This window comes from Lacticaseibacillus songhuajiangensis, from assembly GCF_003946025.1.
In the GTDB taxonomy this organism is placed as follows: domain Bacteria; phylum Bacillota; class Bacilli; order Lactobacillales; family Lactobacillaceae; genus Lacticaseibacillus; species Lacticaseibacillus songhuajiangensis.
This window is the reverse complement of the sequence record NZ_RHNR01000015.1, coordinates 1-15,723: the sequence shown is the minus strand read 5'-3', so window position 1 is coordinate 15,723 and position 15,723 is coordinate 1. Positions and strand designations below refer to the sequence as shown.

General features: G+C 53.1%; 16 protein-coding genes. 4 read left to right on the top strand and 12 right to left on the bottom strand.

Annotated features, from left to right (window positions below; genetic code table 11):
• Nucleotides 1–127: 127 nt before the first annotated feature.
• Nucleotides 128–1,063: an SPFH domain-containing protein gene (locus EKM97_RS05285; protein ID WP_125571258.1), complete on the bottom strand. Its 936-nt coding sequence runs from the start codon at nucleotides 1,061–1,063 to the stop codon at nucleotides 128–130.
• A 58-nt stretch (nucleotides 1,064–1,121) separates the two neighbouring features.
• Entirely contained in the window at nucleotides 1,122–1,316 is a 195-nt protein-coding gene (locus tag EKM97_RS05280) for an NfeD family protein (RefSeq protein ID WP_125571256.1), read from the bottom strand.
• A gap of 193 nt (nucleotides 1,317–1,509) precedes the next feature.
• Between EKM97_RS05280 and EKM97_RS05275 the strand changes: the two genes are divergently transcribed.
• The gene (locus tag EKM97_RS05275) at nucleotides 1,510–2,235 is read left to right on the top strand and encodes a GH25 family lysozyme (RefSeq protein WP_125571254.1); all 726 of its coding nucleotides are present in this window, start codon (nucleotides 1,510–1,512) and stop codon (nucleotides 2,233–2,235) included.
• A 38-nt stretch (nucleotides 2,236–2,273) separates the two neighbouring features.
• Here EKM97_RS05275 and EKM97_RS05270 read toward each other — a convergent pair whose 3' ends face one another.
• Nucleotides 2,274–2,663, bottom strand: coding sequence for a DUF4828 domain-containing protein (locus EKM97_RS05270; protein ID WP_225419216.1), 390 nt, complete (start codon nucleotides 2,661–2,663; stop codon nucleotides 2,274–2,276).
• Nucleotides 2,664–3,041: 378 nt separating this feature from the next.
• Here EKM97_RS05270 and EKM97_RS05265 point away from each other — a divergent pair, with 378 nt between their 5' ends.
• Both EKM97_RS05265 and EKM97_RS05260 read left to right on the top strand, forming a co-directional pair.
• Entirely contained in the window at nucleotides 3,042–4,031 is a 990-nt protein-coding gene (locus tag EKM97_RS05265) for a Gfo/Idh/MocA family protein (RefSeq protein WP_125571252.1), read from the top strand.
• Between the two features lie 144 nt (nucleotides 4,032–4,175).
• On the top strand, nucleotides 4,176–4,640 hold the full coding sequence (locus EKM97_RS05260) for an NUDIX hydrolase (protein WP_125571250.1): 465 nt from the start codon (nucleotides 4,176–4,178) through the stop codon (nucleotides 4,638–4,640).
• A 232-nt stretch (nucleotides 4,641–4,872) separates the two neighbouring features.
• Here the strand turns inward: EKM97_RS05260 and EKM97_RS05255 are convergent, their stop codons facing one another.
• From EKM97_RS05255 to EKM97_RS05230, 6 genes are all read right to left on the bottom strand, one after another.
• Nucleotides 4,873–5,373, bottom strand: coding sequence for a GNAT family N-acetyltransferase (locus tag EKM97_RS05255; RefSeq protein ID WP_125571248.1), 501 nt, complete (start codon nucleotides 5,371–5,373; stop codon nucleotides 4,873–4,875).
• Nucleotides 5,374–5,469: 96 nt separating this feature from the next.
• Nucleotides 5,470–6,492 carry an LLM class flavin-dependent oxidoreductase gene (locus EKM97_RS05250; protein WP_125571246.1) on the bottom strand — a complete coding sequence of 341 codons (1,023 nt, stop codon included), beginning with the start codon at nucleotides 6,490–6,492 and terminating at the stop codon, nucleotides 5,470–5,472.
• 272 nt (nucleotides 6,493–6,764) lie between these two features.
• Nucleotides 6,765–7,568 carry a metallophosphoesterase gene (locus EKM97_RS05245; protein WP_125571244.1) on the bottom strand — a complete coding sequence of 268 codons (804 nt, stop codon included), beginning with the start codon at nucleotides 7,566–7,568 and terminating at the stop codon, nucleotides 6,765–6,767.
• A 71-nt stretch (nucleotides 7,569–7,639) separates the two neighbouring features.
• Nucleotides 7,640–8,572: a YihY/virulence factor BrkB family protein gene (locus tag EKM97_RS05240; RefSeq protein WP_164507444.1), complete on the bottom strand. Its 933-nt coding sequence runs from the start codon at nucleotides 8,570–8,572 to the stop codon at nucleotides 7,640–7,642.
• 459 nt (nucleotides 8,573–9,031) lie between these two features.
• Nucleotides 9,032–10,003 carry a Gfo/Idh/MocA family protein gene (locus tag EKM97_RS05235; RefSeq protein WP_125571240.1) on the bottom strand — a complete coding sequence of 324 codons (972 nt, stop codon included), beginning with the start codon at nucleotides 10,001–10,003 and terminating at the stop codon, nucleotides 9,032–9,034.
• Nucleotides 9,996–10,664, bottom strand: a complete 669-nt coding sequence (locus EKM97_RS05230; RefSeq protein WP_164507443.1) for a ribose-5-phosphate isomerase A — start codon at nucleotides 10,662–10,664, stop codon at nucleotides 9,996–9,998. The genes EKM97_RS05235 and EKM97_RS05230 overlap by 8 nt, the downstream gene beginning before the upstream one ends.
• Nucleotides 10,665–10,811: 147 nt before the next feature.
• Here EKM97_RS05230 and EKM97_RS05225 point away from each other — a divergent pair, with 147 nt between their 5' ends.
• Nucleotides 10,812–11,654 carry a MurR/RpiR family transcriptional regulator gene (locus EKM97_RS05225; RefSeq protein ID WP_125571311.1) on the top strand — a complete coding sequence of 281 codons (843 nt, stop codon included), beginning with the start codon at nucleotides 10,812–10,814 and terminating at the stop codon, nucleotides 11,652–11,654.
• A gap of 69 nt (nucleotides 11,655–11,723) precedes the next feature.
• Here EKM97_RS05225 and rlmD read toward each other — a convergent pair whose 3' ends face one another.
• The 3 genes from rlmD to EKM97_RS05210 form a co-directional block, all read right to left on the bottom strand.
• Nucleotides 11,724–13,085 carry a 23S rRNA (uracil(1939)-C(5))-methyltransferase RlmD gene (gene rlmD, locus EKM97_RS05220; RefSeq protein WP_125571236.1) on the bottom strand — a complete coding sequence of 454 codons (1,362 nt, stop codon included), beginning with the start codon at nucleotides 13,083–13,085 and terminating at the stop codon, nucleotides 11,724–11,726.
• A gap of 147 nt (nucleotides 13,086–13,232) precedes the next feature.
• On the bottom strand, nucleotides 13,233–14,348 hold the full coding sequence (glf, locus tag EKM97_RS05215; protein WP_125571234.1) for a UDP-galactopyranose mutase: 1,116 nt from the start codon (nucleotides 14,346–14,348) through the stop codon (nucleotides 13,233–13,235).
• Between the two features lie 91 nt (nucleotides 14,349–14,439).
• Nucleotides 14,440–15,363 (bottom strand): phosphate/phosphite/phosphonate ABC transporter substrate-binding protein, encoded by a 924-nt coding sequence (locus EKM97_RS05210; protein WP_125571229.1) that lies wholly within the window; start codon nucleotides 15,361–15,363, stop codon nucleotides 14,440–14,442.
• Between the last annotated feature and the right edge of the window lie 360 nt (nucleotides 15,364–15,723).

Sequence of the window (15,723 nt, the reverse complement as noted above, 5' to 3'; positions counted from 1 at the left end):
ACTTTCGCTGCAAAATAATTGCGCAGGTTCACGACAACACACACGCCGCTATCGCAAATGCTTCTCCAAATCAGATTCGCCCATCAAAAATCCCCCAACACCAATGCGCTGAGGGATAGGCAAAATACTAATTGCTGTTCTTACCGCCTTGCTTAAGCAACTTGCCAACAGCTGGCAGCTGACCAAGCGAATCGATGGCGCTGCTTGGCATCACAACGGTGTTGCTGTTGCCCTTGGCCAAATCACTGAGTGCTTCCACGTTCTTGTACTGCAGGAAGAGGTCCCCGTTATTCACAAGACCGGCGTTGATGCTTTCAATCTGGTCCTTAACGGATTCGGCAACCAGACGCTGACTTTCGGCACGCCCCTGTGCTTCCAGAATCTGGGTCTGCTTGTTGGCTTCAGCCTCAAGGATGGTGGCCTGCTTTTCACCTTCAGCCTTGGCGATGGCGGCTTGCTTGTGCCCTTCGGCTTCCATGATGTTGGCTTCCTTTTCACGCGAAGCACGGAGCAGTTTGTTCATGGATTCCTGGATGGTCTGGTCAACCTGGATGGAATCAATGTTGACCCGGTCCACGTTCAGCCCGTAACCGGCGGTAGTTTCGGAAATCTGGGCGAAGAGGGTGCTGTTGATGGTTTCGGTGCCGTTCAGCACATCGTTCAGATCCATATTCCCGATGATGCCACGCAGGTTCGCACGGGTGTCCTGAATCATGGAAAGGACGGAATCTTTGTTTTCGTAAACATAGGCGTGGACGTCGGTGATGTGGTATTTAATGGTTTCGGCAATTCGCACCACAACGTTGTCTTTCGTAATCACTTCTTGTTCATCAACTTTCAGCGGAATTTGCTTCATGTTGACGATTTCGGTAATTCGGTAAATGAATGGCGGTACTAAGTGCAGTCCTGGTTCCAGAGTCTGCGTGTATTTCCCCAGGCGTTCCACAATGCCAACTTCACCAGTGTGAATGATGGCCAGGCAACGACCCAAGATAACAAAAACGACGATTAAAACAACCAAAATACCAATAATTGTAGCGATGGAACTAAATAGTGCTGACATGATACTTCCTCCTTTTGCTCCGCCTCGCGTTTTGCCGCGTGCAAGCAACTAACCCAACCTAATAATCTAATAGATCTGTTGCTGGCAAAACGGAAAGCTTAAGCGGCGAGACCCGCACGACGGTAACCGTGGTACCGGCTGGGGCGGGCAATAATAGCTCGTAGTGATAGTCGATTCCATACAGGCGCACGGTGCCAGTGTTGTCCGCACTGGTCAAGGTGAATTGCGTGCCAATTAGACGGTCATCCAACATGTTCATCCCTCCATGCGCTAATTATCAGCTCAAAGCAGTAAAAAAACAATCGCTTAACATGCAAATCGGTCTAAAGACGTAGCAAAAAATTAATCGATTTAGTTAAAATTTTGCCACCTTCGGCTGCCTTTACACACGCACTCGTGGCTGCCTTGGTATAATGAGCTTGATTTAGTGAAAAGGGGATTATTGAATGCCGCGGGTTCGTCCAATTTATAGTGATACATTCAGCCGGCGACGGCGTCAGTTAATTATCGGCATCATTGCGCTAGTCGTGGTGTGCGGCGGTTTTCTGACTTACTGGTTCAACTTCCGGACGCAGCGGCCCAGTGCACGCACGTATCCGGTTCTTGGTGTGCGCCTAGATCAGACTGATGGCTATCAAGACTTCAGCGCGCTGCATCAGGCGGGTGTGCGCTTTGCCTACTTGAAGGCCACCGAAGGCGCGTCATATTTTGACGACGACTACATGGCCAATCTCCACCGCGCCAACGGCACGGCGGTGGTCACGGGAGCGATGCACTTCTTTAGCTTCAGTAGCACGCCGAATGCGCAGGCGGATGCCTTCATCAAGCACGTTGGCAGTGACGCCGGCAAGTTGCCCGTTGCAGTCGAGGTGAACGCGTACACGACGCTCCCGAGTAAGCAGACGCTAGCGGCGAACCTACTGGTGTTCATGCGCCGAATTGAAGCCAATTACGGCCGGCAATGTGTCGTCATGGGCTCAAGCAAAATGCTGCGCTATGTGAAGTCCGCCATCGGAACACGCAAGACGATTGTCGTCGGGGCCAGCCGGGTCGGCAGTTCGCAAAATGAATTCTGGCAGTTCGCGGACGCCACGAAGATAGCCGGCGCAAAGTACCGCGGCATGGTCTACGTTGGCAGTAAGCAGGATTTTTCGGCACTAACCAGTGAATAAGCATAAAAAAAGTCACCGCAAATTTTTGCGGTGGCTTTTTAGCCTTCGTCGGCACTCTGACCATCTACATTAACATCAGGGTAGATGATGGTATAAGTTTGGTCCTCAGCCTCGTCATAAATGGTCACGGGAAATCCGTCTCGACAGGAGATGATGAGCTCGTAACCATAATGATCCAAGAACGTAAGGGCGTCAGTGGTAATCCCGACAATTTTGCCTGGCAGCTTCTTGCCGTCGATGGCGATTGCCAGTTCCGCAGAAACGGCCAGCTGGTGCTTCTTGCTGGTGGCAGCATCGATGAAATCGAAGGAACCACGGTACAAATCGGCAAGCACCTGCGCGGGATTATTAATGGGGCTATGTTTTCTGGAACCACGATCAAAATGACTAGTCATTGAAGTAATCACTTTATGAAATTTACCTGCCATTATTATCCCTCCGCCCTTCAGTATCCAGCTGCCACTTGTTCGTGTGGCAACTGGCCTTCGAGATTAATAATAGCACTCGCAAGCGGCTTACTGTGCGTCATTTTTGTAAATTTAACGCGCGAATTATATTTGCAATATTTTGGTCGCAATGTAACGCAAAATGCCACAAATATGGGCGTCAGGTTGGTTTGGCACTCACGATAATGGCTAAATGGTCGACCACTTAAGCGGGTTTTAGCGAGACGCCAAGCTGAGCGCTTACAATCCGGTTCTCGTCGCAAATAATTTCGCGAACGCAAACTTTAGTTAACTGCGTGTAATCCCGTCATGAAAGCTGTTACAATGTTGGTAACGCAATTATGAAACGGAGGACTTATCGTGTTGAAATTAGGAATTATTGGAACCAACTGGATTACCGCTCAGTTTGTGGACGCCGCTAAAGAAAGCGGTCAGTATGAACTAACCGCTGTATACTCCCGCCATGTGGAAACTGCGCAGGAATTTGCTGGTAAAGAAAATCCAGATGCCGCGCTCTTTACCGACTTGGAGAAGTTCTTCGCCTCAAGTGCATTCGACACGGTTTACATCGCCAGTCCGAATAGCCTGCACGCTCAGCAAGCCATTGCGGCACTCACCGCGGGCAAGAACGTTATTGTCGAAAAGCCAATGGTTGCCAGCCAATCTGAACTTGAAGCCGTCACTGCTGCACTGAAGGCACACCCAAAGCAGTTCCTCTTTGAGGCCGCCCGTCACCTGTACGAACCAAACTTCCAGCTCGTGAAACAGTTTGTCCAGAAGAATGACATTAGTGGCGCCACGCTGGTGTACATGAAGTACTCCTCTAAGTACGATGCCTACCTGGCAGGCAAGCAGCCCAATGTCTTCACGACCAAGTTTGCCGGTGGCGCACTGATGGACCTGGGGGTTTACCTCGTCTACGCAGCACTCGCTTGGTTCGGGGTACCTGAGAAGGCAAGCTACGCACCCGCCATTTTGGCCAGCGGCGTGGACGGCTCCGGTGCACTGCACCTGGACTACCCAGACTTCAGTGTGAACTTGATTTGCGGTAAGACCACCCAGAGCCACTTGCCTTCCGAAATCTACACTGGCAAGGACACGCTGGTGATTGACGCACCCGAGAGCATCAGCAGCATTGAACACATTGTTCCCGGCGCTAAGAGCACGCAGTTGGCCGGCAAGCAGGACAAGAACCCGATGATCCGCGAAGCCCAGTTCTTTGCCGACGCAATTCAAAACGCGGATTACGCCGCACGTGACCGCCAATTCGCCCTCGCACAGCAGGTGCACACGCTGATCACACAAGTCCGGACACAGGCTGGCATTCAGTTTCCGAATGACGCTCAGTAATACCTAGAATGGCAAAGGCCCCCGTCAACTGCGGTTTACAGCTGATGGGAGCCTTTTTCAACGTCCTTACTGCCAGACAGCGTTTGCATCCCAGTCCTCATTACGGCTACAATGACGGTAATCAACAACCTTGGAGGTTCAAACATGCCCGATTACATTCATGACTTACGTAAGCTCACCGGTCACATCCCCCTGATTCTCAATGCCGCTGCTGGCGTCATTCTGAACGAGCAAAAGCAGATCCTGCTCCAGGAACGTGCCGACGGTGGTTGGTGTTTGCCTGGTGGTTACCTCGAATTTGGCGAAACTTATGCCGAAGCAATCATCCGGGAAATGAGGGAAGATTCTGGCCTCAAAGTCGAAATTGTACGCGATCTTGGCCTCTATGATCATCACTACATGATGCACTATCCTAATGGCGACACCGTCATGAACATTGCCAAGCTATTTCTCGTGCGGCCAATCGGTGGCGCACTTAGCGAAGCCGCCCCGAACGAAACCGCGCAGCTCGCCTACTTTGATTTTGACCAACTGCCCCCCATTATTTTTAAGCAAAATGCCGAGATGGTTGCCGACGTCAAACCACTGCTCGCGGCCGGCAAGCTCTAAGATTGCTTGACTTTCTAACTCTCGCCGCCATCGCGATGACATGGCGTTGACCATTTTACTCAGGGCAGCATAGCCGCACAGGCAAAATGACTCGCGATGTTAGCGCAGCAGCCACCACAGACACCCCTAACACACAAACAGGCACCGGCCAGAATCCTAAGTTCGGGATTCCGACCGGTGCCTGCTGTATATCCGGAGCTCACCAACTTTTGGCCCAGCCCTTCTTGACGTTCTATGCAAATGTTTTCCCTAATACCACCAAATCGCGCGGACCATCCGTGAATTCCATGACGCCTGGCAGCATCCCCCACTGCTCGTAGCCTTTTGCCGTGAACAGGCCGATGCTGGCCGCATTAACGCTAATGATGCGCGCGAGCACATGCGTGATGCCGTAATCCTGCACGTGCGCCGCCACAAAATCAATCATCTGCGAGCCGAGGTGCTGGCCACGCGCGGCTTCATCCAGGTAGATGCTGATTTCGGCAGTGCCGCTGTACGCCGCGCGGTCACTATACTGGGACAGGCTCAGCCAACCCAAAATATGACCGTCGGCGGTGGTTGCGACCCAGAGCGGCCATTTTTGCGGATCATGCGCCGTAAACCACGCTTCACGCTGGTTCACTGAAACTGGCTCGGTGTCTGCGGTTACACTGTGACTCGCCACCGTTTCGTTATAAATCTGCACAATTCGGCCCAAATCTGCATGACGCGCTGCGCGCATATTAAGTGTCATCACTTTGCCTCCGTTAAACTAATGGCATTAGCTTAGCACGCCCGCGCGTGATTACCAATAATTTTTGTTAGCAAAAGTGACACGCAATGCCAATTCCTATTTCCAGCCTAATGCCGGCGCGATTTGCTTCATGATAACATCCAAAATGTGAACGTTATACGCCAGCCCCAGCGTTGACGGCACGGTGATTAGCACTGTGTCTGCTTCCTGGATAGCCTCATCCGTGGCGAGTTCCTTGACCAACTTGTCAGGTTCACCCACAAACATTTTGCCGAAAATCGTCGGGTTCTGGTGGTAGGCCAAGTAGCCCACTTCATCCTCGGTCTGCTGACCATGGGCGAAGTACTCGCGGTCCTGGTCATTGACGATGGGCATAATGGAGCGCGTGACGAGGGTGCGCGGCGTGAAGTCATGGCCAGCCTCAGCCCATGCTGTCTTAAAGGCGCGCAGTTGCTTAGCCTGTTGCACGTGGAAGGGCTCGTTACTTTCCATGTTAACCAGCGTCGAGGACATCAGATTCATGCCGTTCTGCGCTGCCCAGATGGCCGTCGCCTGACTGCCGGCGCCCCACCAGACGCGCTGCCGCAGCGTTGGTGAGAATGGTTCTAGGCGGCGCAAGCCTGGACCTTGCGGGAACATCGGTTGCGCGTTTGGCTCTGCAAAGCGCTCGCCCTTGAGCAGATCCATGAACTTCAGCGCTCGGGCACGCGCGATGGTCTTCATATCCTCTTCACTACGGTCATAGCCCCAGTACTTCCAGCCGTCCTGCACCTGTTCAGGTGAGCCGCGCCCAACACCAAGCTGAACCCGCGAATGTGTCAGCAGGTCTGTGGACATCGCGCTTTCCGTCATCTGGAACGGATTCTCGTAGCGCATATCCACTAAGCCGGTGCCAATTTCAATCTTGCTGGTTCTGGCACCCACCGCGGCCATAAGTGGGTAGGGCGTGCCGAGTTGGTCAGCAAAGTGATGCACGCGGTACCAGGCACCATCCACGCCGAGTTTCTCGGCCTCGACCGCGAGCTCAACGGATTCATCGTAGCTTTGCTGCGCGGTGGTGACGTAACTGTTATTGGGTTGCCAGAAACCGAAACTGAGAAAGCCAATCTTTTTGGTCATGAGACTACCTCTTTTCTGGATAGACACATCAGAGACAGGGTCAGCAGTTGCTCTGGGGCTTCCGTTGTCCGAGAGTCTTGCTTGTCCTCATTATGCAACCTTGTTATTTCTATTTCCAGTGACACAATAATGGCTGGAAGCCAGTTGTGGTGCGGATAACATAACAAGCGTTTGACTATGCACGTTTTTTCTACCACCACGACCACAAAGGGTACAAAAAATACGCCTCCCCAAACGGGAAGCGCATCTCTAAGCCAGCTATTCAGTGCTGACTAGGGCCGGCTCTGAATGCTATCAATCATCTCGCCGGTCTCTTCGTTGAACACCGCGATGTTCCCCTGGTTCTCTTCAAAACCAGAATGCACCCCGCCATCGATAAAATAGCGCGGGCACTCGTTCTCGTAGCTAATCTTGAGAATTGGACAACGCGGAAACTTCTCCTTCACCTCAACGGGACTGTCATCAAAGCGGCCCTTGATGAGACCCGTTGGCGTGTGTCCGGTCACCAGCGTGTAGTCCAGCGGATTGTGGGCGAAGATGGCTTCGGAGCGGTCACTGCGGAAAATGTAGTCTTCCCGAATCCAAATCCGGTCCACCGCCTTGGTGTCGCTCAGCGGATTAGCGGTGCTAAGATCCAGCCCGGCGTGGATAAACAGCATCCGCCCGTACACGCAAATCGTCGGCAATGTGCGCACGAATTCCTGAATATCTTGATAACCATCAATCATGTCATGACGGGCCTTGTCGCTGCGGGGATCGATGTTCTCAATACCGCTGGACTGGTAAACCATGTGCCGCACGGTTTCGTCGCCACCGTTCATAAACCACAGTTCCTCATTGGCCGGGTCATCCATGTACGCAAGAAACATCTCATCGTGGTTACCCAGAATCGCGATGGCGCGCTTGTCCTCAACTTGCTTTTTGATTTCGCGGAGAACCGCTGCACTGTGGGTGTGGCCATCAAAATAGTCGCCGCAAAAGATGGTGTAGGCGTCCGGATACTTCGCCTGCATTTTGGCTAAATTCTTCAGAACCGTGGTGCTCCCGTGCAAGTCAGAAACGGCAATTACTGTCATTATTCTCCTCCTAATAACTGGATACAGGCTTAATTTTAGCACTGGATTCACCGATGGGAAAGCGGTAACACTCACTTACGCTGCTTGCGCTGCAGGTCATCACGCCGACTGCCCGGAATGGCAGCGTTGATCACCGCCCCCACGAGCAGGAAGGTACCTGACAAATTGAGCCACAGCAATAGCGCCATGAAGGAACCAATCGTGCCGTAGGAACTGTAACGTGTCCCAAAGTAGCGCATGTACAAGGAAAATAACTGCGCCAGCCCCAGCCCCGTCGCCATGGTGAAGGCGGTGCCGGGCAAAATACTCAAGAAGCGCAGGTGCGCATTCGGCAAGAAGTAGTAAATGAGCAGTAAGGCCACCAGCAAGGCAATTAAGGTCACCGGCCAGCGCAGGGTGTTGAAGGTGTCCAGCCAGGCAGTGCTTAGGTGAATCAGTCCCGATAGCCATTCAAGGAACTGTGACCCCACCGCAAACGCCAGCAAGATAATCCCCATGACGACCACAATGACAAACATCAGAAATAAGGAAATGATGCGGCGAATGAGGAAATTTTGCCCCTTCTTGACGCCGTAAATACGGTCAAAGCTGGTTTTCAGCTCATTAATTCCGCGACTGGCACTCCAGAAGGTGACCAGCACCCCGATGGACAGCACACCCCCGTTAGCCGAGCTCAGCAAGTTGCGGATAATCGGCTCCAGCCAGTTAAGAATGCTGGGCGGAATTACCTGGGCAAGATAAGCAAGTGCCGACTGGTACTTGATACCCAGTAGCGGCAGCACGTTCCCGATTGCGATGATAAGCGGAAAGATGCTGAACAGCGCGTAGTAAGTCACCGACGCGCTGCGCGAAGAGACTTCGGCATCGCCGTAAATGCGCACAATTTCCCGCAAATAGAGGATGAAGCGCCCAAAGCGTGACTCCGGCAATTTGGCCACCCGCCGCGCGCGCACCTTTCTGGCTCGCCTAACCAGTGCGTAAGCCTTCTGCTTGCTTTTTTCCACCTTTTCATCCCCCTTCCGTGACGTGCTCTTACTCTCATTATACTGGTTTAGCCCCTGCAGCAAAACTACGGCGTATGCGGCCGCCGCCGCGCACAAAAAAGCGCGCGCCAAAGTGAATTGACACACGCGTGAATGCCGGCCGGCCCTCTGGTGTCCGTCTCTCTACGTGCTGAAGCACGAGGTCGACTGGCTCCTGACCAATCTGAACTACGGTGAGGAGCCGGCCACCTCCGCTACGCTACGGATGTGGGAGGGTACGTGCTGAAGCACTACTCTCCCAGCATACAGACGTGGCCCGCAGTGCCGCTTCCGCTCCGCTGTCTGACACTCTAAAAGCTAAAGCATTAAGAGTCTCTAGCTGCGCCTAACCCAAAACGGAATCAACTCCCAAAGTACGGGAATTGATTCCGTTTTACGTTAGTGCTCAGAAGCTAACCGCATCTCGAGCCATTCTCATTCCTAGAATTCCAGTCCCCAGCCGTTGCGGACGCTGTCCATGATGTGACTCACATCACCCGACATCGCCAGCTGACCATCGTCGTGGCCGGCCGCGACATAGCGCTGCATGTCGCGCACTTCGTAAACCAGTGCGTCGTTGGCATCGCCAGCGGTCAGCGTCTCTTCAGTTGTCGCGTGGGCGTCGGCCGTGTAGGTCACTTTGGCCGCAGTGGCACGCGGGTAGTTCTCGATTTCAATGTAGCCTTTAGTTCCGGAAATCACGCCGCGCTTAGGCTGCTTGGCCCGCATCGACAGCGCCATGACGGCCATCTGCTGCTCGGGCGTCTTCAAAATGATGCCGGACATCTCGTCGACACCCGTCTCAAAAAACTTGACGGAGCTCAGTGAGACGTTTGGCTGGCTGCTCAGGAACTGACGCGCAAACGCGGTCGCATAGCCACCAATGTCATAGAGCGCGCCACCAGCGAGTGACTTGTTGAAGAAGCGGTTGGTCGGGTCGTAGTCCTTCAAACTGCCGAAGTTGACCTGCACCATTTTGACTTCGCCAATGCCACCGTCCGCAATCAATTGGTGCACACGCTGGTAAATTGGCATGTGCAGCAAGGTCAGTCCCTCGGTCAGAATCAGGTGTTTTTCCTTAGCCAGTGCCTGCACTTCATCGAATTGCGCCGCACTCACAGTGATGGCTTTTTCAGCGAAAACGTGCTTACCCGCAAGCAGCGCCTGCTTAATGTATTGGTAGTGGAAAGTGTGTGGCGTCGCGATGTACACCACATCGACTGCTGGATCCGCCAGCAATTCGTCGGCGGTCGCGTAAGTGTGCGCAACGTGCTTGTCTTTGGCAAAAGCTGCCAGCCGCTCCTGATTTGGCGCTGTGGCTGCGTACACCGTGCCATTCGCTCGCAACAGTGCGTCCGCCATCTCGTGTGCAATGACACCAGTACCAATCAATCCCCAGTTTAATTTAGTCATGTTGTGCTCCTTTACGCAAAATTTGGACCTGCCCGTCTTCTTCTTCAGCAATGAGGACGTCCGCTGCCGCCCGCAAGTAGGAGGTGTCCACGACACCTGTTAGTGCCCGCAGCTGCTTATCTACGCCGGCGATATTCCGCCAGTCGCTGCTATGGACGTCAATTAGTAAGTCGCCGTGATTCGTGCGCACGTAACCCATGTAGTTCACGGCCACGCGTAGCTCTGCGCCTAAGCCTTGCCCCTCGATGCTTGCCAGCACTGCTGCCGCCTGCTTCGGCTTGACTGCTACTGTCAGCGGCACATCGGCATTGAAGGTTTCACCATACTTTGCCAGCGGCGCCATGATCACGTACTGGCTTGCATGCTCGGCGTAGGCCCGCTCGTCCACGAAGATACCGCCGTTGCTCTTGAGCAGGTTAAATTCAGCATCAATCCCGTCGCAACCATCAAAGGCCAGATCAGCGGTTTGCAGTTCATCACTGACCTGCAAACCAATCTGCCGGCAGTATGCCCGCGTCAGTTCGCTGGGACTGATGACCGTCCCCGCAAAGTTCGCCGCCCGCATGGCATCGGCAAGACTGGCCACGTGGCTGCCCCCACCCAGACTGACGGTCATCCCCGCCTTAATCATCGCCAAAGCGACCTCAATTTGTTTGCTCATTTTCATCATCCTTAAAATTATGAAATTTATTTACAAGGACAGCATAACTCTGTAAATTAATTTCGTCAATCGGATCATCCTGTAATTGATTTTCAGCGTCAAACTACTTAAACTGGTGTTAAACGAGCACGAAAGGAAGACGCAATGATGGCGACCCCCAGCAATATTTTAAACGAATTGAACGGGATGCGCGCGCACTTATCGGCGACGGATGGCAAAATTGCCGACGTGATTCTGGCCAAGCCCCAGGCCGTTGTGAACATGACCATTTCACAGCTGGCAAGCCAGGCCGAAGTGTCAGACGCCTCGGTCTCGCGCTTTTGCAAAAACATCAATCTGCACGGTTTTCACGAACTCAAAATCGCACTTGCCCGGGTCGCTGAAGATCAGGATAGTTACTATCAGGAAATCACGCCGGATGACCTGCAACAATCCCTGCGCAGCATTGGCGTCAACAAGAAGGCTGAAATTGACGGCACCCTGGGCATGAACGACACCACCACCGTGAGCGGCATCCTGGATATGCTGCAAAATGCCAGTGTCATCCAGGTCGCGGCCGCTGGGGGCACCTTCCCCGTCGCGGCTGATGCCGTCTACAAGTTCAACCAGCTCGGCTACCTCGCTTTTGCCGACTCGGTGTGGGATAGCGCCGTCGGTCAAACCATGAATCTCCCCCGCGGCAGTGTCCTCATGGTGATTTCTAACTCTGGTGAAACCGCCGACCTCATTAAGCAAATGCAGGTCGCCCGCGCGCGCGGGGTACAAATCATCGCCATCACCAATCGCCGCGACTCCCCCATCGGTCAGGCCGCCGACTGGTGCATGCTCACCGCAGTACGCCAACGCATTCTGGAGTCAGAGTACTACTTCTCGCGCGTGTCTGCGATGACGGCAGTTGAAGCCCTGTTTTTGCTCCTGCTGGCGCGCGACAAGGACCGGCTCACACACATCAAGGCCCACGAGGACATCGTCGCCCGGACAAAAGTCTAAATCACATCATCAACGCCAAAAAGGCACCCTCCGAATGAGCAAATCATTCGGAGGGTGCCTTTAGTTAGCTTAATCTTGCTGTAATTCCAGCGCGGTGACACTTTCCACGTGCAGTGTCTGCGGGAACATGTCCACGGGCTGCGTCTGCTTGGCCACGTAGCCGAATTCAGCAAGCGCCTTGATGTCGCGTGCCAATGTTGCTGGGTTGCAAGAAACATACACAACCTTCTTCGGCAACATGCTGCCAACGGCGGTAATGAATTCCGGTGCCAATCCCTTGCGTGGTGGGTCGACCATCAGCACATCGGAGGCGAGCTTCTGTTCACCCCACTGCTGCATCACATCTTCAGCCTTACCCAGCTTGAAAGTGACATTGTCGATGCCATTCAATTCAGCATTCACGCGCGCATCGGCAACGGCAGAAGGCACAATTTCCACCCCGTACACGTGCTTGGCGTGGCGGGCCATGGTCAGGCTAATCGTCCCAATCCCAGAATAGGCATCGATAACAGTTTCCTTGCCGGTGAGGCCAGCGGCGTCAATGGCCTTACCATAGAGGTTTTCCGTCTGCTGCGGGTTCACCTGGTAGAAACTCTGTGCAGAAATCCGGAAGGTGCTACCGAGCAACTGGTCTTCAATGTAATCCTGACCCCAGAGCGTTTTGCTGTGGTCACCGAGGATGACGTTCGTGCGCTTGGCATTCACGTTCTGCATGATGCTGGCCACTTCGGGGAGTTGTGCATTGATGCCAGCCACAATTTCTTTGGCGTGGGGCAACTGCCGCGTCCGGGTCACAATGACCACCATCATCATGTGGGTGAAGTAACCGCGGCGCACCATGATGTGGCGGACAACGCCGGCGTTACGCTGCTCGTCATAAGCGGGCACGTTGTATTGGCGCAGCAGATCGCGTACGACCAAAATGGCCCGGTCAATCTCAGGGTCTTGGATGTAGAAATCCGTGATTGGCAGTAGCGTGTGGCTACGGCGCTTGTAAAAGCCGGTTGCCAATTGGCCCTGCACGGTGCGCACAGGAACCTGCGCCTTGTTGCGGTAGCCGCTAGTCTGCGGGCTCGGCAGGGTTGGCAGCACTTCAATGTCCAGGTGCTGCTTCTTGTACAGCTCCGTCACCTGCTGGCGCTTGAACTTGAGCTGCGCTGCATAGCTGAGGTGCTGCAATGGCGCAATCCCGGTCTGGGTCAGCGTCCGGTCTTTAGCCTCAACGCGGTCAGGTGACTGCACCAGGATTTGTTTTGTGAACGCGAAGCCGTACTTCTTGTCTAGTTTGGTAATGTGAATCAGGACTTTTTCGCCAGGCAAGGCGTTATCGATGAACAGCGGGAAGCCGTCCACCTTGGCGACCCCGAGGCCTTCGTAGGTTAAGTCCGTAATTGTTACTTCAAGTTCTTGGTTCTTGGCAAGTTGTGCCATTATATACCGCCTTTCATCGTGAGCCACGCCCACTCGTCACGTACGTCACCCTACAGTATACCTTAATCGGCAGCAAAAGTAGCGCGTAACGCAAAAGACGTGCTCATGGGGAGCACGCCTGCTTTCAACGTTTTTTCAAAATTCCTGTTACCGGAACAGTTCGGTCTTCTTCATTAATTCTAGGGCAGCACCAATGACTTGGTCCATGTTGTAGTAGCGGTACATGCCTAGGCGACCGCCGAAGATGACGTTCGGGAACTGCGCATCCGCGTAATCCCGATACTGCTTGAAGAGGTGGTTATTGTTGCGGTCGTTAATGGGGTAGTAAGGCGCCACCCCGCGTGACCACTGCTGTGGGTACTCGCGGGTAATGACAGTCTTCCCCTTCTCCCCTACGCCGAATTCAAAGAACTTGTGCTCGATGATGCGGGTGTAGGGCGTGTCCGCATCCGTGTAGTTGATGACGGCGTTGCCCTGGTAGTTGTCCTTATCCAAGGTTTCAGTCTCAAAACGCAAAGAACGGTATGCCAATTCGCCGAATTTGTAATCGAAGAACTGGTCAATCATCCCAGTGAAGATGACCTTGTCGTAATCCGCCAGGTACTGCTCGCGATGTTCAAAAAAGTCCGTGTCTAGCTGAACCTTGATGTTCGGCTGATCCAGCATTTTGGCCACCATTGCGGTGTACCCGCCAATCGGAATGCCTTGGTACGGGTCGTTGAAGTAGTTGTTGTCGAAGGTGAAGCGCACCGGCAGCCGGCGAATGATGAACGCCGGCAAGTCTTTAGGATCCCGACCCCACTGTTTGGCGGTGTAATCCTTGACGAGCTTCTCGTAGATGTCGGTTCCGACCAGGTTGATGGCCTGCTCCTCCAAGTTTTCGGGCTGCTTACCATGTAACACAGCGCGCTGCTCAGCGATTTTGGCCTGTGCCGCGTCGGGAGTCGTCACACCCCACATGCGGTAGAAGGTGTTCATGTTGAAGGGCAGGTTGTACAGCTCCCCTTTGTAATTGGCCACGACCTCGTTCGTGTAGCGGTTAAACTGCGCAAACTGCTGCACGTATTCCCAGACGGCCGGATTACTAGTGTGAAAAATGTGTGCGCCGTAGCGGTGCACCTGAATCCCGTGCACGTCCTCGGTGTAAATATTGCCCGCAATGTGTCCACGCTTGTCAATCACATCCACCTGGTGCCCTTGCAATGCCAATTCGCGCGCTGACACGGCACCGAACAGACCGGCACCGACTACCAAAATTCTCATAAGCCGTCTCCCTGATTTTCCTTCTATTCTAGCATCGTTCAACAATATTGAGGGCAAAACAAACGGCCGCGTCACCGCGACCGTTTAGCACTTAGCGTTTTGCGGCGGCTTTTTCCCAGTTCCGAACTACCTTCAGATTGGAACTGCTTGCAGTCATGAAGCCTTCATTATCGTATATACGGCTGAGTGCCTGATTACCCGACTTGCTCTTGGCCACCTTGATGAAGGCCTTGGCAAACTTATTTTCAAATTTGCGACTCAAGTCACTGCGCATGGCGAGGTTGCTGTTCGGTACCTTCTTGGTGTAAGTCAGCGGTGTCACCTGGTCAAGGAGCTTGGAGTTGCTGGCAATGAGCTTTTGCAGTTGTCCTTCGTAAAGCAATGCGGCATCTGCCTGTCCAGTAATCACTTTGCTGAGCATCGTCTTGGCGCTGCTTGTTTGCATCGTCTTCGCATCTGTTGCGAGATCCAATCCCTTTTGCTTCAGACTAGCTGCCGGCCAGATGTACTGCGCTGCGGAGGTTTTGGAAGCCGTCGCAATGGTCTTATCCTGCAGGTCACTCAGACTCGTCATTGTAGCATCGTTTTTGACCAAAACCACACTGCGGTAGGTTGTTGCCTTACCTGTTGTAGTACTGTCACTATCACGGTCGTAATTGTAGCGTTGCACGCCCTTACTTGCTGCGTTGGCCAAGTTAAGGTCCGCCGCCGGGAAGAAACCCACGTCCACTTTTTTCTTCTTCAAGTCTTGCAAGAGTGTCTTGCTGTTTTTGACAATCTTGGTCTTAACAGGCATAGCCAACTTTTTGCTCAGCTTCTTGGCGGTCGTTTTGACTGCAGCTGTTTGCTTCTTGGTCTGATCAGACGCAACCACTGCAATTGTCAGTTTACGCGGCGTCACCCCGCTGTTACTAGAGCTACTACTGCTGCCATTAGTGCCACCACCACAAGCGACTAATACAAGACTCAGCGCCACACCGACACCGGTCATCGTCAATTTTTTAAAGAAGTTCATACCATTACCTCCTAACAACACCGCTGCGGTGCTGCACTTTGATATTAATGCGCATTACGTCTTAGTTTGCTCGAATATCATAACACTTAGCAGACCGATTTTCTAGCGGAAAATATGATTTAATTTCATGAAGTCAGCGGTTGGCAATCACATCATGCGTTGATTTGGCAACATTTTCGACCGGCCACGTGATTTTTTAAAAATGTAGTTTGGAAAAAACTAACATTTTATAAATAACAATATGTACGTAAAAAGAAGCAACACCTCCTTTATTAGAACCTGGATTATTCACCTCGGTATTTGGGACATGAAATCGCATCTGGCCGGTCTGAAAGCAACGTTTGGAGCGTTGCGAATACT

Bases quoted from the DNA above. Each gene is read 5' to 3' on its own strand.
- EKM97_RS05260 (WP_125571250.1), top strand. From the start codon at position 4,176: ATGCCCGATTACATTCATGACTTACGTAAGCTCACCGGTCACATCCCC.
- EKM97_RS05280 (WP_125571256.1), bottom strand. From the start codon at position 1,316: ATGTTGGATGACCGTCTAATTGGCACGCAATTCACCTTGACCAGTGCG.
- EKM97_RS05230 (WP_164507443.1), bottom strand. From the start codon at position 10,664: ATGAGCAAACAAATTGAGGTCGCTTTGGCGATGATTAAGGCGGGGATG.
- EKM97_RS05285 (WP_125571258.1), bottom strand. From the start codon at position 1,063: ATGTCAGCACTATTTAGTTCCATCGCTACAATTATTGGTATTTTGGTT.
- EKM97_RS05245 (WP_125571244.1), bottom strand. From the start codon at position 7,568: ATGACAGTAATTGCCGTTTCTGACTTGCACGGGAGCACCACGGTTCTG.
- EKM97_RS05235 (WP_125571240.1), bottom strand. From the start codon at position 10,003: ATGACTAAATTAAACTGGGGATTGATTGGTACTGGTGTCATTGCACAC.
- EKM97_RS05275 (WP_125571254.1), top strand. From the start codon at position 1,510: ATGCCGCGGGTTCGTCCAATTTATAGTGATACATTCAGCCGGCGACGG.
- EKM97_RS05255 (WP_125571248.1), bottom strand. From the start codon at position 5,373: ATGACACTTAATATGCGCGCAGCGCGTCATGCAGATTTGGGCCGAATT.
- EKM97_RS05225 (WP_125571311.1), top strand. From the start codon at position 10,812: ATGGCGACCCCCAGCAATATTTTAAACGAATTGAACGGGATGCGCGCG.
- EKM97_RS05210 (WP_125571229.1), bottom strand. From the start codon at position 15,363: ATGAACTTCTTTAAAAAATTGACGATGACCGGTGTCGGTGTGGCGCTG.
- EKM97_RS05270 (WP_225419216.1), bottom strand. From the start codon at position 2,663: ATGGCAGGTAAATTTCATAAAGTGATTACTTCAATGACTAGTCATTTT.
- EKM97_RS05250 (WP_125571246.1), bottom strand. From the start codon at position 6,492: ATGACCAAAAAGATTGGCTTTCTCAGTTTCGGTTTCTGGCAACCCAAT.
- rlmD (WP_125571236.1), bottom strand. From the start codon at position 13,085: ATGGCACAACTTGCCAAGAACCAAGAACTTGAAGTAACAATTACGGAC.
- glf (WP_125571234.1), bottom strand. From the start codon at position 14,348: ATGAGAATTTTGGTAGTCGGTGCCGGTCTGTTCGGTGCCGTGTCAGCG.